Genomic DNA, 24,478 nt, shown 5'->3' on the forward strand with positions numbered 1-24,478 from the left:
AGATAATGAGTTACAAGATAAAGTCAATCAGATAAAAGTAGATGTGACACTTTTGTTGCATGTTAAAACAGGACATGTTAGCTACTAACAAACTGAAAAAGAATCCAGAGCCTTTAACTGATATCTGCTCGTAAATCATCATATTTTAATCACTAAAATAAAGAGGCCGTATGCAAGAAAGTATTATTCATCGAGCGGAGTTTGAAGCTAATTTAGGCTGGTATTGGTTGCTGTCTGGGGCCGCTTATTTCACCCTCAGCATAGTCGGTATTCCTTTGTTATTGCTTTGGTTTCCGATAGGGCTATGGGGGACTCGTCGCTATATTGGCAATATGAGTGCCCAGCTCACCAGTAATAAGTTGATTGTACGCCGAGGAATATTAACCCGTACCGAAAATACTGTCCCTTTGGATAAAATTACCGATATGGCATTGATCCAAGGCCCCATTATGCGCCTATTTGGGCTGCATAAACTCACGGTAGAAACCGCAGGGCAATCGGGTACTGGTGCCTTAATAAGCTTAGTTGGCATTGTTGATGCGCCGCAGTTTAGAACCCGCGTACTAGAACAGAAAGAACGTCTTGCTCAGCGCCCACAGGCAGCAAGTTCATCTGTACAGCCTGATGATGCCTTATTACAAAACGTGGTCGAGATGGCTGCAAGCCTAAAACGTATTGAAGCTTTGCTCAGTCAGCAATTAAATCGATAATTTAAATACAACGACTTTCAATTCAATGACTTTACCTTTAGTGTTGGCCAATAACTTAGCATGAGTGCGTGGCGCTTATTCCAACTCTTAGATTGCTTTTCAACAGGTATTTTTGATAACGATATGACAGAACCCTCGGTAACTTCTCCTTCATCTTCTTGGATAACACACCTGACGCTTGGCATTAAAGCTATGGGTCCTGGTGTTCTTATGGCAGCTGCCGCGATTGGTGCATCCCATTTGGTAGCATCGACTCGGGCGGGCGCCGAATTTGGTTGGCAATTAGCTTGGGTTATTTTAGGGGTAAATTTACTTAAGTACCCCTTCTTTGCCGCTGGTGCACGCTACACCGCTGCTACAGGGGAGAGTTTACTGCACGGCTATCTCAAACAAGGCCGAGGTTACTTACAGCTATTTACTGGACTGAATGTCATCGCCGCTGTTGCCAGCACGGCAGGGGTTTGCATGCTAACCGCTGCTATGTTGACCCAATTTATCCCGCTGCCGATTGATTGGTTAGCGCTGTTAGTCTTGTTGAGTTCATTGGCTTTATTGATTTTAGGGCATTATCAATTACTCGATAAACTGACTAAAATCATCATGTTTGTTCTAACGCTTACCACATTAATTGCCGTCGCCTTGGCTTGGGATCACGCTCAACCATTAGCGAGCAATTTTGTTTCTCCCTCGCCTTGGCAATGGGCCCATGTAGGATTTCTGGTCGCCATGATGGGTTGGATGCCAGCGCCAATTGAAGTCAGCGCTTGGAACTCTCTGTGGTTACTGGAAAAACAAAAAAACCAAACCGTAACGAAAGCGCAGGCGCTACTCGACTTTAATTTAGGCTACATTATTACCGGGATCCTCGCTGTCGTGTTCCTGTCTTTAGGTGCCTTAGTGATGCACGGCAGTGGTGAGCACTTTTCAGATTCCGGCGCACAATTTGCCAACCAATTGATTAATCTTTATAGCCAAGTGATGGGTGGTGAGAGCCGCTACCTTATTGGTATTGTCGCATTTTTGTGTATTTTCAGTACAACTGTGACGGTTATTGATGGCTATAGCCGCACCTTAGCTATGGGCTGGCAATTACTCAGTGCAACCAACAGTTCTGAGAAACGTCTCACCGGGATCATGCTCGCCATTAGCGCTTTAGGTTTGTTACTCATCCTTTTCTTTAAAGGCGCACTGCTACCGCTACTTGAGTTTGTTATGATCTTAGCCTTTATGACCACCGTCATTTTTGCTTGGTTAAACTACCGCTTAATGACAAGTAGCCAGCTCCCCGAAGCCGATAGATACGGCGCGAAGATGAAGCTATTGTCTTGGTTTGGCCTGAGTTATTTACTGATTTTTGCTGCACTTTTTGTTTATTGGTACGCTTTTATTAAATAAACCCATTAATTTGGGAGTATAATAGCCGCTCTTAAACCAGACAGCGCAGCCGCGCCAAGAGATGACCATGATTAATAATGATATTTTGCGCCGTTTGCGCTTCGTGTTTGATTTTAGCAATGCAAAAATGATTAAAATTTTTGCTAAAGCTGGAAGAGAAGTGCCTGTCGAAGAGATAATTGATCTTCTACGTAAAGAAGAGGAAGAAGGTTATAAAGCTTGTAACGACACGACCTTATGTCAGTTTTTAGATGGTCTTATCATCGAAAAACGTGGTTTACGTGAAGGGGCTGAAATTCCGGCGCCCGTTGCACGTTTAAATAACAACTTAATCTTCAAAAAGCTTAGAGTTGCCCTCGAAATGCGTGAGGAGGATATTGTTGCGGTATTGACCTTAGCCGAAGTGCAAATGGCAAAATCTGAACTCAGCGCTCTGTTTCGCAATCCAGAACACAAAAACTTTAAAGAGTGTGGCGATCAAATCCTACGTAACTTTATCCGCGGTTTATCACTCAAGTACCGCGGCGTTTAACGCTAGGCTGTAAGCGGGCGAAATTAATCGCGAGTTTTGAGCATCAAACGCAGCTAAGGCTGCGTTTTTTATATTAAGTTTTACCCAAAAAATAGCGAATCTTCCACCTTCCATCCCATAACGTTTTCCGTTTAAAACAGCCCACTTTTTGATTGCAGCAAAAAAATCATAAATACCTCGCTCATCGGACAACAAAGATCACGTTTCATGATAACCTTACGTGACTTACAGCACGTATCGAACCACTTAAACAATAACTAAAAGGTTACCCATGGACGATAATAAACGCCCCCTCTATCTTCCGTTTGCAGGACCTGCCATTCTTGAAGCCCCGCTGATTAACAAGGGCAGTGCATTTTCTGAAGAAGAGCGTATTTTCTTTAATCTCGAAGGCTTAGTACCCTACGCCATTGAAACGATTGAGGAGCAAGCTTCTCGCGGCTACGATCAATTTAGAAGTTTCAATAACGATCTCGATAAACACATTTATCTACGTAATATTCAAGATACCAACGAAACGCTATTTTATCGTTTAGTACAAAATCATATCAGTGAGATGATGCCCATTATCTACACCCCGACGGTAGGCTTGGCTTGTGAGCGCTTCTCAAAAAACTATCGCCGCAATCGAGGTCTATTCATCTCCTATCCAAACAAAGATAGAATCGATGATATTCTCAATAACTCGACTCGCCAAAAAGTAAAAATTATCGTTGTGACCGACGGTGAACGCATTTTAGGTCTTGGCGATCAAGGAATTGGCGGCATGGGTATTCCGATCGGCAAGCTGTCACTCTATACCAGCTGTGGTGGAATAAGCCCAGCTTACACGCTACCAATTACCTTAGATGTCGGCACAGATAACCAGCAATTGTTAGAAGATCCTATGTATATGGGCTGGCGCCATCCGCGTATCGGCGGCGAAGAGTATGCCGAATTTATCGAAGCCTTTATGCAAGCTGTACATGTTCGTTGGCCAGATACACTGATCCAATTTGAAGACTTTGCCCAAAAAAATGCGATGCCGCTGTTAGAGCGTTATAAAGATCGCTATTGCTGCTTTAACGATGATATTCAAGGTACCGCTGCTGTGGCAGTAGGTTGCTTGCTCGCCGCTTGTAAAGCTGCGGGCACAGAGTTAAATCAACAGCGTATCGCTTTCCTCGGTGCGGGTAGTGCCGGTTGCGGGATTGCCGAAGCTATCGTGGCGCAAATGGTGTCAGAAGGCATTAGCGATGAACAAGCTCGCACGCAAGTGTGTATGGTTGACCGTTGGGGCTTATTGTTAGACAACATGCCTAACCTATTGCCCTTCCAGCAAAAATTAGCACAAAAATATACAGATATTCAAAACTGGAGCAATTTTAGCGATAACATTTCGTTGCTCGATGTGGTTAACAACATTAAGCCAACTGTCCTTATTGGCGTGTCTGGTGTGCCGGGTCTATTTACCGAAGAAATTATTCGAGCTATGCACAGCCATTGTGCTCGGCCGATTATTTTCCCTATGTCAAACCCCACCAGCCGTGTCGAAGCCACACCCAAAGACATCTTACATTGGACCTCTGGCCAAGCATTAGTGGCGACGGGAAGCCCGTTCGAGCCCGTAGTTGTCGATGGTGAAACCTTTGAAATTGCCCAGTGTAACAACAGTTTTATCTTTCCAGGTATTGGCCTAGGGGTTTTAGCCTCGGGTGCACGCCATGTGTCTGATGCCATGTTAATGGCTTCAAGCCGTGCATTAGCAGAGTGCTCACCACTGGCAATTGACGGTACTGGTCCATTACTGCCTAAACTTGAAGATATCCATGCGGTGAGTAAACACATCGCCTTTGCTGTTGGTAAAGTAGCGATAGAGCAAGGTTTAACACTGCCAATGAGCGATGAGATATTACAGCAATCAATTGAAGGTAATTTCTGGAGTCCAGAATACCGTCGTTACAAACGCACCTCATTCTAATTCTAACCATCAATTTGTTGCAGCTTAAGTCGCAACAAACTGGCTTAGCCAAGAAGCGTTAAAAAAAGCCCCGTGACTGCAAAGTCACGGGGCTTTTTATTTCAAGTTTCAATTTACCATTAAGGTGCCATAACCTGCTTAAAACTATTAAGCATGGAGCGATCGGTACGCGCTTTTTTCAATTTGCGTAAGCTTTCTTTGAGCGATTCGTCAGCTAAACGTAGAAAAATACCGTTATATTCTTGCTCTTTAATTTCACCATCGCTATCAGCCTGTTCAGAAATTTCTTGGGCGACACGGCTCAATTGCAACCAAGCATTGGCGATATAAAAACCGTGGAATGCGGCTTGCTCCATCAAATTACGGGCGCTGGCGGGTAAAGACGCCCAAGCTTGAGTAAATTTGCCTTCTCGGTCTTCTAACAATTCGGCACACAACCCTTGATACGCTGCTAATAAACCTTCAGGCAATTTAGCCATTGGCAGCACTTTGTTGGCGACATTGTAAGAAATCTGCTCGGCAGTTTCTCGGTACGCAGCTGATAATTCACTCATAAAAGTCTCGATTAACCTTAATTAAAAATATACTAAAACTGACCACTAACATACAAACCATATACGCCATTACCTGCAATTGGCGTTAAGGTAATGCCTTCATAGGGTTGAGTGAAATACCAACCCGCAAGTGCGCCAATTGCAGCGCCGGCTAACACATCTTCTAAATAATGTTGGTCGCTCGCCACTCGGGTATAACCGACATAAGATGCGGCAACATAAGCAGGCAAACCATATTGCCAGCCATAACGTTGTTGAATAAATGTCGCGGCCATAAAACTGTCTGAGGTGTGTCCTGATGGAAACGAATCATCACCACTATCGTCAGGACGGTCTTTACTGACGCCATATTTTAGACCTTCAACAATTAATCGGCTTGATACTGCTGCCTGAATTAACTGCCAACTGCCGTCATAACCGTCTTCATAAAATAAGGTTGCACCCATTGCTGTGGCGGGAAGTAATAAATGCAGCACATCGCCTGATGTTTCTAAATCAGAACCTGCCCAGCTCGAGCCACTCACCATTAGCAGTGCAACATAAAGTAATTTTTTCAATGGAGATCCTTTTTAGCATAATATCCAGCGCGCAGTTTATACCTTGATAACTCGCTGAATGCAAAATTGCTTGTATCTAGGTATAAAAATATAAACGAGGGGGCTAATACGGTGCTTATGGCGGTAAAACAACGTAAAAAGCACACCTAATTGAGACCCAAAGAGTAAAGTCGTCGCTAATAACTGAAAAATGCTATCATATTGTCACCTAGCAAAAAGCCCCGCAGCAATCAATCCATGTCGACTTTAGCTCCTCCATCCCCAAGTCAATCTTATGCCAGCACCTTGTCGCGCCTCGCGCTACAAATAAAAACCTGGGGAAAAGCGCTCGGATTTGCACAAGTGGGTATTTGCGATACCGACTTAAGCGCTGAAGAAGTTAAACTACAAACATGGCTAGATAAAGGCTATCACGGTGAAATGGCCTATATGGCAAATCACGGCATGATGCGGGCTAGGCCACAGGAATTGCATCCTGGTACAGTGCGAGTTATATCAGTGCGGATGGATTATTTACCCCCAGAGGCGGGTTTTGCTGCCAATCTCACCGACCCAAATTTAGGCTATATCTCCCGTTATGCCGGTGGCCGCGACTATCATAAATTAATCCGTGCTCGGCTTAAAAAGCTAGGCGACCAAATCAGTGCCGAGCTAGTTGCCCTCGGGTTTGATGCAGCTGATTTTCGCCCCTTTGTCGACTCAGCGCCGGTACTTGAACGCCCGTTAGCCGAAAAAGCAGGTATCGGCTGGACAGGCAAACATTCACTGATCCTCAATCATGATGCCGGCAGCTGGTTTTTTTTAGGCGAACTGCTCATTAACTTACCGCTACCCGTGGATATTCCAATTCAAGAAGGTTGTAATACTTGTGTTGCCTGTATTACATCTTGTCCAACTGGTGCAATTGTAGCGCCTTATGTGGTTGATGGCAGACGCTGTATTTCTTATCTCACCATTGAATTGCAAGGCGCGATCCCCGAAGAATTTAGGCCACTCATGGGCAACCGTATTTATGGCTGTGACGACTGTCAGTTGGTCTGCCCAATCAATCGTCAAGCGCCGCTTACTGTCGAAACTGACTTTCATATTCGTCCCAAGCTAAAACAACCCGACCTACTTAATCTATTTGCTTGGTCCGAGGCCGAGTTTCTTAAACAAACTGAAGGCAGTGCAATTCGCCGAATTGGCCATAAACGTTGGCTGAGAAATATCGCGGTCGCGCTCGGTAATGCGCCCGCAAGTGAAACCATTATTGCGGCATTACACGCTCGCCAAGATAATGAAGAAGTTGATGAAATAGTACGTGAGCATATCGATTGGGCATTGAACGCCCAGCAAGCACGCCTTGCCGATAACGAATTAATCGTGCAGCAAAAAGCCCGCCGAAAAACCGAGCGTATGGTACGTATTATTGAAAAAGGTTTGCCCCGCGACGCCTAAGCCTTATTATTTTGTATTTATCTCGCGCTTAGTAACATGCTATCGAATAGATAATTATCGTTACCAGCCCAAATACTGACATTAAATACTGACCATTCTCAACTCAGATTAATAAATCAATAATGGATGCCAAGGCATCCATTATTGATAGTGAGCAAGCGCATTTTAAGCGAACGTATTAGCCTAAACGACGACGTAACTCCCGCGTTGCAACAACCATGTTTTTTAGTGCAGGTTCAACTTCATCCCAGGTGCGCGTTTTAAGGCCACAATCTGGGTTGACCCATAATTGACGTACTGGTACTTTTTGCGCTGCTTTTTCAATTAATTGCACTATCTCATCCACACTGGGCGTATTGGGTGAGTGGATATCATAAACACCAGGACCGATTTCATTTGGGTAAGCAAAATCTTCAAATGCGTTTAATAGCTCCATTCGTGAGCGCGAAGTCTCAATGGTTATGACGTCAGCATCCATCGCAGCAATAGCGGCAATTGTGTCGTTAAACTCGCTATAACACATATGGGTATGAATTTGAGTTTCATCAGTCACGCCTGCGGCGCTGAGTTTAAAGGCATTAACCGCCCAATCTAAATAAACCTGCCACTCGCTGTGCTTCAATGGCAGACCTTCACGAAAGGCAGGCTCATCAATTTGAATAATGCCAATACCCGCATTTTGTAAATCCACCACTTCATCACGGATCGCCAACGCCAATTGGGTGGCTATCGCATCACGGCTAATATCTTCACGGGCAAATGACCAATGCAAAATCGTTACGGGCCCAGTTAACATCCCTTTGACAGGCTTATCTGTCAGACTTTGGGCAAACTCAGCCCAATCTACTGTCATCGCTTTGGGACGACTAACATCACCGTAAATCAATGGCGGCTTAACGCAACGCGAACCATAACTTTGCACCCAACCATTTTTGCTAAAACCGACACCTGCTAATTGCTCTCCAAAGTATTCCACCATATCGTTACGCTCAGCTTCACCATGTACTAGCACATCAATGCCAAGTTTTAATTGGCGATCAATAGTGTCGCGGGTAACTTGTTGTAATTGCTCAGTGTACTGCGCATCGTTTAACTCGCCTTTACGCCAACGGCTACGCAAACCACGAATGGCAGGGGTTTGTGGAAAAGAGCCAATGGTGGTGGTTGGTAATAATGGCAAACGATATTTCTGCTGCTGCACACTTTGGCGCACGCTAAAACCATTCACACGCTCATAATCCGCTGCGGTTAATGCATCAACGCGATCAATAACCTGCTTATCTGCCAATTGTGCTTTAGCTTGGCGACGGGCAATGCAAAATGCGGTGATTTTTTGTGCTTCATCTGAGTTAGGCGCTAATAACAGTTGGCGAATCTTACCCAGCTCTAATAATTTCTGTTTCGCAAATGCCAGTTGTTTACGTAGAACAGGCAGTAGCTTGACCTCAACATCTAAATCCACGGGGCTGTGCAACAATGAACACGAAGTACCAATCCACAGTCGATCACCTAAATCACGGGCCACGGAGCCGATACGTTCTGCAATCAAGTCAATTTCTGCCGCCCATACGTTACGGCCATTAACCACGCCCAACGATAAAATTTGCTCGTTACCTAGTGCATTGGCAAACACCTCGAGTTGTTCGGGTGCCGTGACTAAATCTAAGTGTAAACCCGCAACAGGCAAGGCTGAAACTAAGGTTTGCTGGTGCGCAATACCACCGTAATAACTCGCCAATAGGATGTTAACCTTGGCGGTGCTGAGTGTTTGATAAGCCTCAGTAATCGCCGCTTGCCAGTGAGCATCGAGCTCTAATGCTAGTACAGGCTCATCTAGCTGCACCCACTCGACGCCTTGGGTAGTAAAGCGCGCCAAAATATCAGCATATGTAGTTAATAAATTAGGCAATAAACTTAGTTTGTCGAATTCTGTACCTACCGTTTTTGCCAGATACAAGTAACTGACTGGCCCCAACAATATCGGTTTAGCTTGGTGTCCTTGAGCTTTCGCTTCGTTAACTTCATCAAAAAACTGTTCATAAGCAATACTAAATACTTGGTTTTGCGACAACTCAGGCACTAAATAGTGATAGTTAGTATTAAAGAACTTGGTCATTTCAGATGCTGGAGCATCTGTGCCTGTTGGTGCCCGGCCACGGGCAACACGGAATAAGGTGTCTAAATCCACATTGCCTTCACCACGGTGACGCTCAGGAATCGCATTTAACGTGGCGCTTAAAGTCAGCACTTGATCGTAAAAAGCAAAATCCCCTACAGGCACTTGCTCAATACCCGCCTCACTCTGCCATTGCCAATGAGTGCGACGAAGTTCTGCAGCTACCTCACAAAGTTGAGCTTGCGTGCTTTCTCCGCGCCAATAAGCCTCTAAGGCAAATTTCAGTTCACGACGGCGACCAATACGGGGAAATCCAAGACTATTTAGTTGCATATTCTATTTTCCTTTATTTGAAATGAGCCCTATTCGGCACGCGCACCCACTCGGTTGTGTTCTCTTGGCACTTTAAAATCTGTCTGCCGAGATAAATAACAACAGGCGTCTGGACGTCTAGAAGTTTATTGTGTTAATCTCTATCCCAGCAACCGAATTGATTTCAAGCACAACATGAGCGAAATTCACTTGGAGTGAACATGATCGAACTAAGACACCTGCGCACCTTAATGGCACTAAAGGAAAGTGGCAGCTTGGCGGGCGCGGCCAAAAAACGTTTTGTCACTCAGTCAGCCCTCTCACATCAAATTAAAGAGTTAGAGCTGCGAATTAATTCGCCCATTTTTGTGCGTAAAAGTAAGCCGCTATCATTCACCCAAGAAGGTGCGCGATTATTACATCTGGCCGAAGAAATTTTGCCTAAGGTGTTAGAGACCGAAAGTGATCTAAAGAATGGACTTGAAACCGAAATTAATCAGTTACGAGTCGGCATTGAATGCCACAGCTGTTTTCGCTGGCTAATGCCTGTAATGGAAAAGTTTAGGCAACAACACCCACTAGCAGAGTTAGACTTGTCTAGTCGTCATCTGTTCGATTCGCTTAACGCCCTAGAAATGGGAGAGTTAGATATTGTGCTCACCTCAGATCCTGTGCCTGGGCATTCATTGGCTTATCAGCATTTATTTGATTTTGAAGTGAAATTAGTGGTGGCCAACGATCATCCTTTAGCGAAAGAAGCTTATATCACCCCGAAACAATTGACGCGTTTACCGATTATCAGCTATCCAGTGCCACTGGCCCGTTTAGACATTTACCGTCACTTTTTAGAACCTGCTGGCGTTGAAGCTGGCGAGCAAAAAACCTGTGATTTAACCATGATGTTACTACAACGTATCGCCTGCAAAGACGGTATCGCCGCGTTACCGAACTGGTCGATTAATGAGGCACATGGCTTGAGTTTAACAACGGTAAAACTGGGCGCAGAAGGTTTAAAACGTCCCTTGTTTGGCGCCTATCGCCGCCATAGTAACAATTCGGTATTGATTCAGCAGTGGTTACAATTAGTGGCAAATGAAGGGTTATCCCGTCAAAACAACGGTAATTAATTCGTTATACAATAACCAGCCTACAAAATTCAGGCTGGTTATTTGCTTTAAACTCATTATTTAATCAACGCGTTATAGGGTTTTCGAGCAAAATAATTACAGCGGATTCATCAGTAAACCGCGAATAGATAATACGCGGCGCAGGATTAAACCTGCTGAATTAGGGTTACCTGTTTGGCGCAGATTGTGCGCAATCATAAACTCTTGGCGTAAATCTTGATCTAAATCGAGTGCCTCAAAGGCCTCTATTGTTAATGTCTGTTGCTGATTATCAATCACTGATTTAATCGCACTCAACGGGAACGGTTGTTCGGCATTAGCGTTTAAATAAGCGAATGCGGTTAATGCGATAATGAGGCCAAACACACTAAATAAGGCTAGTGTTTGTACTTCGTCGGCATCAATGTCAACACCTTCCATATCGACCAAACTGTCTACTGCATCCGTAGCGATATTTTCTGTTAGCTTCCAATAACCATGAACTAACTTTTTATAGGGCTGAGGCAACTCATCGAGGCGTTCTTTGAGATAAAACGCAAAGGCGTAGCGATAGATATTCACCTGACCTAGGCGGATCAGCGCCTCTTTCAACGAACGCGCTTTGTGGTTTTCAACCACCGCCGCCTGCGCCGAATTACTCCGCATTAGCATATGAGCTGACAATGCCGGATCGCTCGAAACAATATCAATCACGTTACGAATATCGCCTTCAGCAAGGATCGCCTTTTTGAGTGGAATTAAAATTCCTCGGCGGCCGATCACTTGTTCTTCATTGGCGATGATAGCGCTAACTTGAGAAAAAACCTGCTGCTCAAGATCTGTCATAAAACACTTTACACCTATTAATTTGCACTGGTATTGGTTCGGTTACAGCGCATACCATACCAAAATACTCATCATTTTAGCTATAGAGAGCGCAGTAATGGCATTAGTGACGCTCATTTTTATTCAAACTCACTAACAACTATAGATAACGACAGTTAATACAAACAACTTAAACAATATTCAAAATTATCGTACTTTAAGATTTATGCATTGAATGGAATGTAAAAATAAAAAAGCCAGACTTAGTCTGGCTTTAAAAAGGATTTATCAAGCTTAGAAACGATAACCCACGGTAAAGCGTACATCACGGCCACGGCCTGAGTAGTAACTATCGCCCCAAGCCCCGCCATAATAACCTGAACTGACATAATCTTTATCAAATAGGTTATCGATGCGCAAACTCGCCAGCCAAGCATCACGGGTATAGTTAAGGGCTAAATTACTCAGTACATAACTGGCTAACTTATCACCTTCATTGCCATTATCGCCTTCGATAAAACGATCGCCGGTATAAATAGCTTCGGCAAATACTTGGAAATGTTCGGCAATATCCATGCTGAGATAACCGCGCCCAGTATGCTCTGCCACCCAAGACAATTGCTTGCCATCGTTTAAACCGTCAGTAAATTCGGCATCGGTATAGTTATATTCTAACCCTAGCTGCAACGCTTGAGTAATCTGCCAATCCCAATCGGCACTCGCGCCATAACGACGTGAAGCATCAGCATTGACGTTAGCACCTTGGAAGCTGCCACCTTCTGGCATTGGCGCGCTAGGATCAAACACGATTTCATCTTCTAAATCGAGGCGATATAAGCTAACTCGTAAAGTTTGGCTAGTAAGAGTCCAATCCCAGCCCGCTTCATAGGAGCGACCCGTTTGTGGCTTTAAGCCAAACACATCTTTAGGGGTGTAAGCTTGCTCATCGACCTTAGCAAAACGAAAGTTATCATCGACACGTAAATACAGTCTATGCTCGGCACTAGGACGATAGTTGAGTCCTAGTTCAAAGGCATGGGCATCTTCATCAAGGTCAATACCCAGAGGATAGACTTGACCATCTTTTAATTCATCTTGAATCCAAGCATAACGCCCACCCACCACATAACTTAACGTAGGGCTTAAAGGCACTGTCGCATGCACATAGGCACTCTGTGTCTGCTGCACATTACTACGTTGCATGCTATCAAAATCAGCCTTACCACGACTAATATCTAAACCTGTCACTAAGTTCAGCTCACCTTGCTGCGTAGTATAATTAGCGATCGCTTTAGGGCTAAACATCAGCATTGAGCGGGTATTTTGGCTATTAGCGCCCCAGTTCAACGAAGAAACTAAGGTATCGCTATAATCGACATCCGCCGCAAGCGCCCAGTGTTGAGTCAGTTGGTGCTGATAACCGGTACGTGCCGCGGTGGTCATCTCGTGAATATACTCTTGGGTATTATCAGAATGGCGCGGATCGGCTTTAAATTGTGCCTTGGTGAGTGAGCCTGGGTTTTCACGATCATCATCGTAATAACTGGTTTCAACAAAAAACGAATCGGTGGCAGTTTTATACTGAATACGCCCTAAAATAGAACCGGTTTCGTTAGCATTGTGCTCACGATAATTATCGCCTTGATTGTAGCTGCCCGTTAAAAAGTAGCGCCAATCTTTATTAATGGCACCTGAAATATCACCACGGCCTTCATAGGTATCAAAGCTGCCACCAGACAACTGCATGCTACCACCGGTATTTTCAGGGGATTTAGTAACAATATTGATAACACCACCAACGGCTTGATCGCCATAAAGCACACCAGCACTGCCAGATAATATTTCGATACGTTCCACTTGGTTAAGCGGAATCGCATTGAGGCTTGGCGCTGCAATATCAATATTATTAAGACGGCGACCATCGAGCAAAATCAGGGTATTGTTAACAGCTGTGCTCGCGCTAAAGCCGCGCATAGCAAAGCTAGTGCCGATATTATTATCAGAAAGTTGAATACCACTTTGACCACGCAATACTTCGGTTACGCTCGTTGCGCCACTCATTTCAATGGCCGCGGCATCAATCACATTTACATTAGCGGCAATGTTTAGCGGAGTATTATCAGAGCGGCCAATCACGACGACATGCTCGTCGACTTTAGCGGTACTGGTATCGTTAGCTGCCATAGCAGGCGCGATAAGTGAAAAACTGCAAAGGCTGCTCATTAGCAGCGCGATTTTTGTTGGATTTGTTCCCATTTTACCTTTAACTCCTGCAAGGAAAACGGGGCATTAGCGCCACGATATGCTTCATTCAGTATCAATACTGACATAGGCTATCGCATTTTGAGATCTGCCCACCGAAATCTCAAAAACACCTTTAGGGCCGGTCTCCGGACTTAAGCTAGGTTAATCCATTACGGATTAACGCGAGACTCATCTTTCATACTACGACTATTGAGTCCATCTTAGACTCTCAACTCGCGTACGGCTGTCTCTCACTTTTTACCGTTGCGGGGGCAGTGCCAGAATTTCACAGGCTTCCCGATTATCTCGCAGCCTTAGCAGGCGAGCACCTCAGAAGGTTGACTTAATATTTAAGCTGGGGTTAAAAGCAGAATGTCGTTGCTGGTAACCTTTTTTTATTAAATATACTGCTATTTAGCAGTAATCGCGCGCATTATAGACGTCTATATGGATAAAAGTCCATTAATCCACATAAATCCTCGACGCTATTGCCCTCTATCATTATCGTGATTTTTTGCTTAAATATAGCGCCACATGTGCGGTATCAAAAACGCGGCTGCCACAAGCAATTAAGTACTCACCCGCATAAATAAATCAAAGATATTTAGCAACTTACTGAGCAAAAGATGAAAAGAGTCACACTTTATCATTTGAGTCACATACACCGACTAGCGCTCAGCATAGGTCATGTTATGCTAGGCAACTAGAACAGCTGTTTAATGGAAGTAACAGTATGACTCGTCAAATTATTCTTGATTGCGATCCCGGGCATGATGACGCTATTGCACTTATCTTAGCCTTAGCACATCCACAACTTAACCCTCTTGCCGTGACGACCAGCGCAGGAAACCAAACGCCAGATAAAACCCTCAATAATGCCCTGCGAATTTTAACTCTGTTAAAGCGTAGCGATATTCCCGTGGCGGGTGGCGCCATAAAGCCATTAGCACGAGAATTGATTATTGCAGATAATGTCCACGGCGAAACCGGCCTAGATGGTCCCGTATTGCCCGAACCCAGCTTTAGCCCACAAGCGATGACGGCAGTTGAGTTGATGGCGCAGCAAATTCGCCAAAGCACTCAACCCGTAACCTTAATCCCAACAGGGCCACTGACGAACATCGCACTGTTACTGGCAAGTCACAGTGAATTACACCATAAAATCGAACGCATCGTATTGATGGGCGGAGCCGCAGGCGTAGGTAATTGGACTCCTGCTGCAGAGTTTAATATTTTTGTCGACCCAGAGGCGGCAGATATGGTCTTTAAAGCTGGCATTCCGATTACCATGTGCGGACTCGATGTCACCCATCAAGCGCAAATCATGGATGAAGATATAGAGCGCATTCGCGCTATCCAAAATCCAATAGCCAAGTGCGTCGCAGAGTTACTGGATTTCTTTATGGTTTACCACAGAGATCCTAAATGGGGCTTTATTGGCGCGCCATTACACGACCCTTGCACTATTGCTTGGTTACTCAAACCTGAATTATTTGAAGCGCAAGATTGCTGGGTCGGCATTGAAACACAAAGCGAGCTGACCTTAGGCATGACTGTGGTTGATCGCTACCAACTCACAGGTAAGCCCGCCAATGCTACAGTGCTATTTGGCATTGATAGACAAGGCTTTGTCGATTTGCTGGTCGACAGTTTAGGTGTCTACGATACCGCTTATCTCAATCGTAAAGAGCATTAACTGTGAGTGTTTTATGAGCCATATACTGATTATCGGTAGCGCCAATGCCGATCATGTAATGAAGTTTGAATACCTGCCTGCTGCAGGGCAAACCTTGATGAGCCACGAGTATCGGCTAGAGCAAGGGGGGAAAGGCGCCAACCAAGCTGTTGCCTGTGCTCGCTTAGCCAAATCAGGCTCATTTATTGACTTTATCTGCCATCTTGGACAAGACAGTGTCGGCAATGATATGCGTCAAAGCTGGATTAAAGATGGCATAAGTACAGAAGGGATAAGCCAGGTAGCAGGGCTAAGTACCGGTACTGCGATGATATTTATCGGGGACAATGGTCAAAATACTATTGGCGTTGCTGCAGGTGCAAATGCCAGTCTGTCACCCCATGATTTAGATAACCATGCAGAACTTTTTGCCAGAGCACAGTATTTACTGATCCAACTAGAAACCCCAACCGCGACGGTTGTAAAAGCACTACAAATGGCTAAAAAACAGGGTGTCATTACGGTATTAAATCCGGCTCCAGCAACGGCTCTTGGCAATGGCTGCCTCAAGTGGGTCGATATTATTACCCCTAATGAAACAGAAGCAGAGGCCTTAAGCGGTATAGAAATCAATGGTACCGAAGATGCACAAATGGCAGCACAATTACTACACCAACAAGGCGTAGGTATTGTCGTCATCACATTAGGCAGTCGTGGCGCCTATGTTAGTAGCACCGATTTTACGGGGTTAGTTCCCGCGATCAACGTGCAAGCCATCGACACAGTTGCTGCAGGTGATACCTTTAATGGCGCTTTAGTTGTGGGCTTAAGCGAAGGAATGTCAATTGCCGCTGCCGTGGGGTTTGCCAATGCCGCCAGTGCTATTACCGTGACACGCCAGGGCGCACAACGCGCAATCCCCTATCGCCATGAGATTTTGTACTAATAGGTCGAATTTTGAATAAAATCCGGCCCTAAAACGAAAGTTGCATATACACAATTTACAAACAGATTTCATTCCCATTTAATGTAAATTGCTTATGCTTATGGGCGCATATCTGAGTCAAACGGCTCAGTTACCTTTGTTCAAATAAGGAAATTCCAGATGAAAGCATTACGTAGCGTAACCAGCACGAGTATCATTGGCTTAGGATTACTATTTGCCAGCCAAGCAAGTGCCAACGAATGTGAACTGAAAATTGCCGCCACTGATGCAATGCAATTTGACACTAAAGAGCTGTCTGTTCCTGCAAGCTGTAAAGAAGTGACCTTAACCTTAACTCACTCAGGCGCTTTACCAAAAGCTGCGATGGGTCATAACTGGGTATTAGCTAAAGCTGCAGATATGTCTGGTGTGGCAACTGACGGCATGAGTGCAGGTCCTGATGCAAACTACGTCAAAGTGGATGATGCTCGCGTTATCGCTCACACACCATTAGTGGGCGGCGGCGAATCAACGTCTATTACGTTTAGCACTGCTGGCATGAACGCAGCCGAAGCTTACCAATTTTTCTGCACTTTCCCAGGTCACTGGGCAATTATGCAGGGTAGTTTCAAAATCAAGGCTTAATGCTTAGCCTTGTGCTTTCGCAATAAACGACAAAAGCGGATCATTTGATCCGCTTTTGTCGTTTAAGGGAATGCTTATTGTCTTGGCTGGATCACCAGTGGCGCAAAACTCGTCGTCGCATTACCGTTTGCCCCGTTTAAGTTAGGGTATTCAACCCCTTCTTGTAATGTGTAATACACATCAACAAAGTCATCATCATTAGTAAACCAAGCATCAGGCATCGCACTTAAAATACCATTAGTGATTTGCGGGATCAGCGCATAACCCTGAGCTTCAGGATCGGGTATCGACTTTAAGATCTGCTCAGCTGCTTCTAACAACTTGGTCGCCAGCACTTTATAGTTAGTGCCATCATCATGTTCCATTAACACCATGTCTGCCGCTGCCCAGCGATAACGTTCCCAATGGATGATAATTTGATTCGGGTAATAAGTTGTCTGTGCATAATCTAAATAAGGCATTTCGACGATATCGAGCACTGGCTTATCGCGGCTAGGATCAACCCCAGTCACTATGCCGTAAATTTCGGCACTACCCGAAATCCACGGTTCATGGTCATCCTTTAAGGAGATTTGTTTGATTACTGTGGTTGAGATTGGTTTATCAGCCACCGCCTGTGTTTGCGCACGGTTCAACAATACGCCATCTTTCTTGGCTGACTGCGCCTCGGCAAACGTGGCTCGCATCACCTCTAATCCAGCCATAAAAGCTTTTTTACTATCAATACCCACAACAAACACAGGCTGTTGCGGCAAGTTATACACATCTAGCTGATGCACTTTCCCATTAATATCAAAAGCTTCAATATAATCCCACTGACTTTCATCACCGTCTGGCTCATAGGCAAATAAAGGAGATTCACCTTGTTGCCAAGCGGCCAACATGGTTTCATCCGCCAACCGCACTTGTACCAAAGAATCAGCTTTAGCACTCAAGCCTTTCACTCGACGAATCGATGCATCGGCTTTGGTAATCACACTATTATTGAGTTTATGTTGGGATAAAATGTCATCGGCATTCACTGCAAGCTGATATTGGTTTATTTCAGTCTGTAAAATAGGGGCTAACTGGGTATATTGCTGGCTTAAATCGAGTGCCAGCGCTCGTTTAGTGTGGGTTAATTGTGCTTGCACGTCCAAAGTTGAGTCCTTTAGCGACGCCTGTAGCAAGCGCAATGCTTCCCCATCTAAGGCTTGACCATAACTCATGGTTGTCGAAGCAGATAAACACAGCAATAAACTGGATTGCAGTAGTTTCATAGGTGTTTCCTTACCTAATAAAATTAAACGTGCGTTCAATTATCAATATATGAACACAGCCTCCAATTCAAGTAAACCTAGAATGAAGTATTTATCGTTAATTATTAATAGCATAGAGTACGGAATAGTGATTGTGAGCTAAAAAAGAATGCCAATATCAATACTTAATCAGCCTGAGTGAGTCAATCTTGAGCAGAGATAATACCAATCGTATTAACTATCTGTTCATTCAGTGGGAGTTCAACGCGCTTTAGATAAGGCGAAGGCTGAAGGCATAGTGGTGCTCTGTCGAAAGTCTTAAACGCAGTATCAAGCGCGTTGCTATGCTGCGGTTAAATCGCCGCCCTTTGGGATCATCACCGGCATCCCACTGCTGTGTTGTATTGACTTAAAAGGGAATAACCATTTCTGCGTCAATGCGCCTCGGGTTGAAATACCAGTGAGGCTCTGAACTGATTAGATAGTTAATGTGACTGGTATAAAGCTCCATTGGGATAATATTGTCAGTTCAAGCCAAGGTTAAAAACACAAAAAGCGGATCCTAAGATCCGCCTTTTGTTATTCATAGCCAGACTGGCTGCACGAAACGCACTAAGCTATTCATTACAGTCAAACTAAGCTGATAAGACAATACGAGTAAGGGTTACTCTTCGTCGAAATCGTCTTGATCAAGATCTTCGGCATCAGTTGCCGCTTCAGCCGCCAATGCCGCCGCTAATTTTGCTTTAGCTTGTTTCTCTGAACGACGTTTATTACGCTCAGTTAACGTGCTTAAAAACACTTGTAATTCAGCCAAGCCCCAAGCTTGCGCTTCGGCTTCAGTCGCAAAACCATCGTGGCTTTTTGATACCACAGTTTTGGTTGATGTCATGCGACGAGTAATTTCAGTTTTCCAACCGTTATCGCCCTGTGTTACGCGCAAATCGTATTTTTTGCCCTTGCTCATTCTGCTCTATTTCCTAAATGATGCTTGTCACGTTTGTCTTATCAAGCTAACCCAACGCTCATCATAAAACAAAAGGAGCGCAGTGTACTTGATTTCGGCCTAGAAAGATCGACCAAGTGAAAATATTCATGCCAGTTTCAGCAACTCACTTAATGAAGTGAATACCTAAACTGTTATGTTAAGTCACCATAGCGAGGAATGACGCTCGGCCTAAACTTTATTTACATTTTAAAAGTATCTTAAGATTCAAACAATACTAACGAATGTGGTTCAGTCGTAACCGCAACTTTTTGGCCAATACTTAGCTGCATCATCTGACTGCGAACCTCCACACAATACGTTATCGATGCCGCCTCAACGCTAACCCAATAATGACAAAAAGTGCCTAAAAAACGTCGTTCGGTAATCATACCGACGCCTTGATCATCCGCATTAATCGCTAATTGCTGTGGTCGTAAAAATACCATGCCATTAAATTCATTCAAAAATACTAATGGTGTTAGGCTGGTTAAATCACCGATAGGAGTAGCCACACTATGGCTATCTAGCACTGCGGCGGGTAAATAGTTACCACTGCCTAAAAAATCCGCCACATAACGGCTATTGGGCGCAGTATATAAGATTTCTGCGCTGCCATGCTGCACGATGACGCCTTGGTTCAAAATGGCTAAAGTATCGGCAAAAACAAAAGCTTCGTCCTTACTGTGAGTAACAAAAACTGCACTTACATTACGTTGTTTTAAGATACTGCGAATTTCTGCCATCATCTCATAGCGCACTTGGGCATCGATGTTAGAAAAAGGCTCATCCAGTAGCAATAATTGCGGCTCATAGGCAAGCGCGCGCGCAATTGAGACTCTTTGCTGCTGACCACCAGATAATTCATGGGGATAACGTTTAGCTAACCCTTCGAGTTTAACTAAAGTTAGCATGTCATCTAACCGCACTAAACGCTCAGCGGCCGACAATTTAGTCACGCCAAAAAGGATATTCTCCGCCACCGTTAAATGCGGGAAAAGTGCATAATCTTGGAAAATCATACCAATACCGCGTTGCTCGCTGGGCACAAACGCGCTATTGCCGCTCACTACTTGGCCATTAATATGGACCTCACCTTGGCTAATCGCCTGCAATCCGGCAACCGCACGTAGTAATGTGGTTTTACCACAGCCACTTGGGCCTAACAGCGCAAGAATCTCTCCTTGACCTAGCGTTAAGCTCAGACCTTTAAGCACTTGTTGGCCCTGATAATCACTATGAACTTGCTGAAGTTTAAGCGTATTTTCCATCAGCTATGTTGCTCCAATGAACGGTTTAAATAAATAAGCGGCACTAAACCCACCAGCACAATCACGATCGCAGCTAAAGCACCGTGTTCGAGCTTTTCATCGGATACAAACTGGAATACGTAGGTGGCAAGATTTTCAAAACCGATAGGTCGCAATAGCAGTGCGGCGGGTAATTCCTTCATGCCTTCGATAAAAACTAATAACGCGCCAGCAAATAGCCCCTTGGCGAGCAAAGGAAAATGCACCCGCCACAAGAGTTGTCTTGGGCTTTGCCCCATCGTCAAGCTGACCATATCTAATGATGGCGAAATGCGTTTATAGCTGTTTTCGACACTGCCGATGGCTATCGCTACAAAACGCACACAAAAAGCAAAAATTAATGCCACCACACTGCCCGTTAAGATAAGCCCAGGCCCTTTTATACCAAACACATCGGCTAAATCATTAATGGCAAAATCGAGCATAGTGAGCGGTACTAACACCCCAATCGCCAGCACTGTACCCGGCAAGGCATAACCAGTTGATGCTAAACGTGAGGGCAAGGCATCACTCGGCCTTGGGCTACTACGACGCACAAACATCAACAGTAAGGCGATTAAACAACAAATTAAGCTCGTTATGAGGGCAAGACTTAAACTATTAATACTCAATTGCCAAAAGCGTCCATCCCAACTTTGTTCAAAATAACTAATGGCATAGGATAATAAAATACTAAAGGGCAATACAAAGGCGACGAATAACAGCGTGCCACAAAAGCCGAGCGCGACTGCTGTTTGTACCGTCGTGAGCGGATATAAATCAGTGGCTTGAATACGTGATTGCTTCTGAAATAGCTGCTGCTTACGGCGAGCAAAGCGCTCAAAACCAATGAGACTAAATACCACCAGCAAAATAATTGCCGAGAGTTTAGCTGCGGCGGCCAAATTACCGTAACCCAGCCAAGTGTCATAAACCGCCGTCGTTAAGGTGGGCACAGCAAAATAGCTAACTGTGGCAAAATCGGCGGCGGTTTCCATCGCCACTAACGCTACACCAACAGCGAGCGCGGGCCTTGCCATGGGCAAAGATAAGCGCCAAAAACTTTGCCATGGCGAACAACCCATAATACGCGAAGCATGCGCCAAACTTAATGACTGCTCCATAAACGCGGTGCGCGCTAAGAGATAAATATAGGGAAATAGCACCAGCGACAACATACAAATCGCGCCACCTAAGGTGCGAATATCGGGGAAAAAATAATCCTGCGGTGAGCTCCAACCAAATATTAACCGTAAACTGCGCTGCACTGGCCCCGCATAATCGAGTAAATCAGTATAAACGTAGGCGACAATATATCCCGGCATAGCAAGGGGCAATAAGAGCGCCCATTGTAGGTAACGCCGGCCAACAAACTCACAGCGCGCAGTAAGCCAAGCACAAGGTATCGCTAATAGTAGCGCGCCTAAACTCACCCCTAAAATCAACAGTAAACTATTACGAATATAAGTTGGTAGAACCGTTGCCAGTAAGTGACTAAATATGGCCTCATCGGGCTGCAAGGCTTGCAATATAAGCGCAAAAAGCGGCAACACCAGTAGTGCTGCCACGGTATAACCAGCAAGCGACCAGCTTCTGGCTAGTCCTAAAATCATGTCAGTCCTTAAAAATTACAGCGCCAATAAATGGCGCTGATAAACACATCGATATTGTGGTTCTACCACCGGAGACTAAAGATCAAACTGTACTTCATCTAACAATTTTATCGCCGCTTGGTGATACTCTGCTAACTTAAAAATAGGTAATTGATCTGATTTAAATTGCCCCCAAGAAGCCACTAATGGCGAAGGCGCAACATCAACTTTTACTGGATATTCCATATTAATGTCGGCATAAGCTTTCTGAGCCACATCTGCCGATAAAAATTCCATCAATTTAATAGCGTTAGCTTTATTGGGACTATAGCGGGCTAATGCCATACCTGACACGTTGACATGGGCACCGCGATCGGCCTGATTAGGGAAGTTAATCGTTACCGCTTCTGCAATCACTTTTTGCTCAGGGTCTTTCAGCATGTTGCCATAGTAATAGCTATTACCTAAGGCGATATCACACACACCTTCTTTAACTGCGGCAATTTGCCCTCTATCGTTACCCTGTGGTTTGCGCGCTAAGTTAGCTTTAACGCCTTGTAACCATGTTTTTGCTTCAGCCTCGCCATGATGGGCGATCATCGAAGCAACCAGTGCGATATTGTATGGATGTTTACCACTGCGGGTACAAATTTTACCTTTGTACTTAGGATCGGCCAATTCCTCATAGGTCATTTGCTGTGGGCCTAAACGTTCTTTAGCGGTATAGAGATTTCGAACACGCATCGTTAGGGCATACCATTGGCCGTCGGGATCGCGATATTGTACTGGTATATTATTTTCTAGTAGCGTGCTGTTAACCGGAGAAGTCAGCTCTTTATCGACCAACTCTACCAAACGAGAAAAATCTGAGGTTAATACTAAATCAGCCGGTGATAAGCGGCCTTCACGGGCGATGCGCTCAGCAATACCGTCTTTAGCAAATACCACATCCACACCAATACCGGTTTCATCAGTAAAGCGTTGAATAATAGGCTCTACCAAGAAAGCTTGGCGGTACGAATAAACCGTTAATTTATCTTCTGCATTCGCCGAATGCCCTATCGACATGAGTCCAACAACTGCTGCACAAGTTACCCATTTCATGACTGATTCTCCATAGTTATAGCGTATTCGACGAATTAAAACACGATAGCACTAATGATAATGCTTATCAGTTGAGCTAGAGTAATGGATACTAACTAGGAGAGCAACAGATCATTTAACATTCTGTTTTTAATGGGATTAAGCTTAAAACTGGTGATTATCTCAAAGCTAACTAAACTGAACCTTAATTTGCACAAAATATTTATAAGGGCCGTTATGTTAACTCTATTATTGCTCGGTATCGCCGCACTGGTACTCATTGGGTTCTTTAAACACAAGAGTGGCACCCAAAATCGACATAAACTTGATGCTAATGTAAAGCTCCCACGCGCCAACGAATCTAAATTACAACCGCTTAAAACTCATAAGTTTCACAGTGTGAGCATAGTGAATAACGGCTTTTGCTGCGAACAAACAACCGCTATCGCGGGTAAACGATTTTTATCAAAGGATGCACCTGAAATCCCCATGGCAGACTGCACGGTAACAAACTGCCAATGTCGCTATCAACATCATGAGGATCGGCGTCAATTAGGCAATGAACGCAGAGTAGGTTTTGGAGTGACTCGAGATTTATTCGGCGTTTTTGGTGAGCAAAACCGCCGTGATAGACCTATCGGCAGACGCGCAACCGATAGCTGAAATATAGACGTTACTGCGGACGTGTTTGAATAAAGGCAGGTAAGTCACGCATCTCACTAAACCAAAGTGCAGTGGCGGGCGCCACTTTACGCCAGTCTAACTCAGAATGCCTGAAATCCACATAATCGAGTAGGCAAATCAAAGCCAGTTGCGGCGCTTGGATCGTAATTTGAGTGATCACAGTTTGAAGCTCAATCTGCATTAGTCCACGCAGTAGTGCTTGCTCAAAACGAGAGGTCCAAAAAGCGGATCTGACCCCTTCTTCTTGTCGCATCTGCTCTTGGCGCAATTTTACCGCGCTATCGATGAGGCCTTTCACTAAAGAATACTGACACTCCAGCACCCAATTACCACTCGCAGCACCAAACATCTGCCGATCACCCAATTCTGTATCGAGGTAGCGCATAATCACTTCGCTATCAAATAGCGCTAGGCCATCATTAGTGATAAGACATGGAATTTGCCCTAATGGGTTGGCATCAAGCAATTCTGCCGTATTATCAAAGGGATTAACCAGTAACTCTTCAATATTATTAATCCCCAAATGTTGAATTAACACGCGAACACAACGGGCATAGGGCGATGCTTGAGAGCTTAGCAACCTCATTAAAATATCCTTATATTTTAAGGTT

At 44.6% G+C, this 24,478-nt stretch carries 21 protein-coding genes and 1 riboswitch; of the genes, 10 read left to right on the forward strand and 11 right to left on the reverse strand.

Features of this window, described 5'->3' with window-relative positions:
* Positions 1-170: 170 nt before the first annotated feature.
* The 4 genes from BW947_RS06945 to BW947_RS06965 all read left to right on the forward strand — a co-directional run bounded on the left by BW947_RS06945 (position 171) and on the right by BW947_RS06965 (position 4,597).
* On the forward strand, positions 171-710 hold the full coding sequence (locus tag BW947_RS06945; protein WP_076497877.1) for a PH domain-containing protein: 540 nt from the start codon (positions 171-173) through the stop codon (positions 708-710).
* A gap of 123 nt (positions 711-833) precedes the next feature.
* On the forward strand, positions 834-2,105 hold the full coding sequence (locus BW947_RS06950) for an Nramp family divalent metal transporter (protein ID WP_076498049.1): 1,272 nt from the start codon (positions 834-836) through the stop codon (positions 2,103-2,105).
* Positions 2,106-2,166: 61 nt separating this feature from the next.
* Positions 2,167-2,637 carry a YehS family protein gene (locus tag BW947_RS06955; RefSeq protein WP_107883704.1) on the forward strand — a complete coding sequence of 157 codons (471 nt, stop codon included), beginning with the start codon at positions 2,167-2,169 and terminating at the stop codon, positions 2,635-2,637.
* A 271-nt stretch (positions 2,638-2,908) separates the two neighbouring features.
* Positions 2,909-4,597 carry an NAD-dependent malic enzyme gene (locus tag BW947_RS06965; protein ID WP_076497883.1) on the forward strand — a complete coding sequence of 563 codons (1,689 nt, stop codon included), beginning with the start codon at positions 2,909-2,911 and terminating at the stop codon, positions 4,595-4,597.
* Between the two features lie 119 nt (positions 4,598-4,716).
* On the opposite strand, the gene BW947_RS06970 is transcribed toward BW947_RS06965, so the two are convergent.
* Both BW947_RS06970 and BW947_RS06975 read right to left on the reverse strand, forming a co-directional pair.
* On the reverse strand, positions 4,717-5,151 hold the full coding sequence (locus BW947_RS06970) for a DUF3069 domain-containing protein (RefSeq protein ID WP_076497885.1): 435 nt from the start codon (positions 5,149-5,151) through the stop codon (positions 4,717-4,719).
* Between the two features lie 32 nt (positions 5,152-5,183).
* Complete coding sequence (locus BW947_RS06975) at positions 5,184-5,708, reverse strand: phosphatase PAP2 family protein (RefSeq protein WP_076497887.1); 525 nt, start codon at positions 5,706-5,708, stop codon at positions 5,184-5,186.
* Positions 5,709-5,945: 237 nt separating this feature from the next.
* On the opposite strand from BW947_RS06975, the gene queG reads away from it, so the two are divergent.
* Positions 5,946-7,148, forward strand: a complete 1,203-nt coding sequence (gene queG, locus BW947_RS06980; RefSeq protein ID WP_076497889.1) for a tRNA epoxyqueuosine(34) reductase QueG — start codon at positions 5,946-5,948, stop codon at positions 7,146-7,148.
* A gap of 178 nt (positions 7,149-7,326) precedes the next feature.
* On the opposite strand, the gene metE is transcribed toward queG, so the two are convergent.
* Complete coding sequence (metE, locus tag BW947_RS06985; protein WP_076497891.1) at positions 7,327-9,597, reverse strand: 5-methyltetrahydropteroyltriglutamate--homocysteine S-methyltransferase; 2,271 nt, start codon at positions 9,595-9,597, stop codon at positions 7,327-7,329.
* A gap of 200 nt (positions 9,598-9,797) precedes the next feature.
* Between metE and BW947_RS06990 the strand changes: the two genes are divergently transcribed.
* Positions 9,798-10,703: a LysR family transcriptional regulator gene (locus BW947_RS06990; RefSeq protein WP_076497893.1), complete on the forward strand. Its 906-nt coding sequence runs from the start codon at positions 9,798-9,800 to the stop codon at positions 10,701-10,703.
* Between the two features lie 96 nt (positions 10,704-10,799).
* Here BW947_RS06990 and BW947_RS06995 read toward each other — a convergent pair whose 3' ends face one another.
* Positions 10,800-11,528, reverse strand: a complete 729-nt coding sequence (locus tag BW947_RS06995; RefSeq protein WP_076497895.1) for an HDOD domain-containing protein — start codon at positions 11,526-11,528, stop codon at positions 10,800-10,802.
* A gap of 273 nt (positions 11,529-11,801) precedes the next feature.
* Positions 11,802-13,763, reverse strand: coding sequence for a TonB-dependent receptor (locus BW947_RS07000; protein ID WP_076497897.1), 1,962 nt, complete (start codon positions 13,761-13,763; stop codon positions 11,802-11,804).
* Between the two features lie 108 nt (positions 13,764-13,871).
* A riboswitch (cobalamin riboswitch) is annotated at positions 13,872-14,099 on the reverse strand.
* A 385-nt stretch (positions 14,100-14,484) separates the two neighbouring features.
* Between BW947_RS07000 and rihA the strand changes: the two genes are divergently transcribed.
* From rihA to azu, 3 genes are all read left to right on the forward strand, one after another.
* Positions 14,485-15,447 carry a pyrimidine-specific ribonucleoside hydrolase RihA gene (rihA, locus tag BW947_RS07005; RefSeq protein ID WP_076497899.1) on the forward strand — a complete coding sequence of 321 codons (963 nt, stop codon included), beginning with the start codon at positions 14,485-14,487 and terminating at the stop codon, positions 15,445-15,447.
* Between the two features lie 13 nt (positions 15,448-15,460).
* On the forward strand, positions 15,461-16,372 hold the full coding sequence (gene rbsK / locus BW947_RS07010; RefSeq protein WP_076497901.1) for a ribokinase: 912 nt from the start codon (positions 15,461-15,463) through the stop codon (positions 16,370-16,372).
* A gap of 159 nt (positions 16,373-16,531) precedes the next feature.
* Positions 16,532-16,996, forward strand: a complete 465-nt coding sequence (gene azu / locus BW947_RS07015; protein WP_076497903.1) for an azurin — start codon at positions 16,532-16,534, stop codon at positions 16,994-16,996.
* 74 nt (positions 16,997-17,070) lie between these two features.
* Here azu and BW947_RS07020 read toward each other — a convergent pair whose 3' ends face one another.
* The 5 genes from BW947_RS07020 to BW947_RS07040 all read right to left on the reverse strand — a co-directional run bounded on the left by BW947_RS07020 (position 17,071) and on the right by BW947_RS07040 (position 23,204).
* Positions 17,071-18,255, reverse strand: coding sequence for a DUF3103 domain-containing protein (locus tag BW947_RS07020; RefSeq protein WP_076497905.1), 1,185 nt, complete (start codon positions 18,253-18,255; stop codon positions 17,071-17,073).
* Positions 18,256-18,898: 643 nt separating this feature from the next.
* Entirely contained in the window at positions 18,899-19,201 is a 303-nt protein-coding gene (locus BW947_RS07025) for a DUF3622 domain-containing protein (protein WP_076497906.1), read from the reverse strand.
* A gap of 239 nt (positions 19,202-19,440) precedes the next feature.
* Positions 19,441-20,490, reverse strand: a complete 1,050-nt coding sequence (locus tag BW947_RS07030) for an ABC transporter ATP-binding protein (protein WP_076497908.1) — start codon at positions 20,488-20,490, stop codon at positions 19,441-19,443.
* Complete coding sequence (locus tag BW947_RS07035) at positions 20,490-22,121, reverse strand: ABC transporter permease (protein ID WP_076497909.1); 1,632 nt, start codon at positions 22,119-22,121, stop codon at positions 20,490-20,492. The genes BW947_RS07030 and BW947_RS07035 overlap by 1 nt, the downstream gene beginning before the upstream one ends.
* Before the next feature lie 75 nt (positions 22,122-22,196).
* Positions 22,197-23,204, reverse strand: a complete 1,008-nt coding sequence (locus BW947_RS07040) for a Fe(3+) ABC transporter substrate-binding protein (RefSeq protein WP_076497911.1) — start codon at positions 23,202-23,204, stop codon at positions 22,197-22,199.
* Positions 23,205-23,420: 216 nt separating this feature from the next.
* Here BW947_RS07040 and BW947_RS07045 point away from each other — a divergent pair, with 216 nt between their 5' ends.
* Positions 23,421-23,846 carry a hypothetical protein gene (locus BW947_RS07045; protein ID WP_076498050.1) on the forward strand — a complete coding sequence of 142 codons (426 nt, stop codon included), beginning with the start codon at positions 23,421-23,423 and terminating at the stop codon, positions 23,844-23,846.
* 10 nt (positions 23,847-23,856) lie between these two features.
* Here the strand turns inward: BW947_RS07045 and BW947_RS07050 are convergent, their stop codons facing one another.
* Entirely contained in the window at positions 23,857-24,453 is a 597-nt protein-coding gene (locus BW947_RS07050; protein ID WP_076497912.1) for a glutathione S-transferase N-terminal domain-containing protein, read from the reverse strand.
* Positions 24,454-24,478: the final 25 nt, after the last annotated feature.

Source organism: Shewanella morhuae (assembly GCF_900156405.1).
GTDB classification, from domain to species: domain Bacteria; phylum Pseudomonadota; class Gammaproteobacteria; order Enterobacterales; family Shewanellaceae; genus Shewanella; species Shewanella morhuae.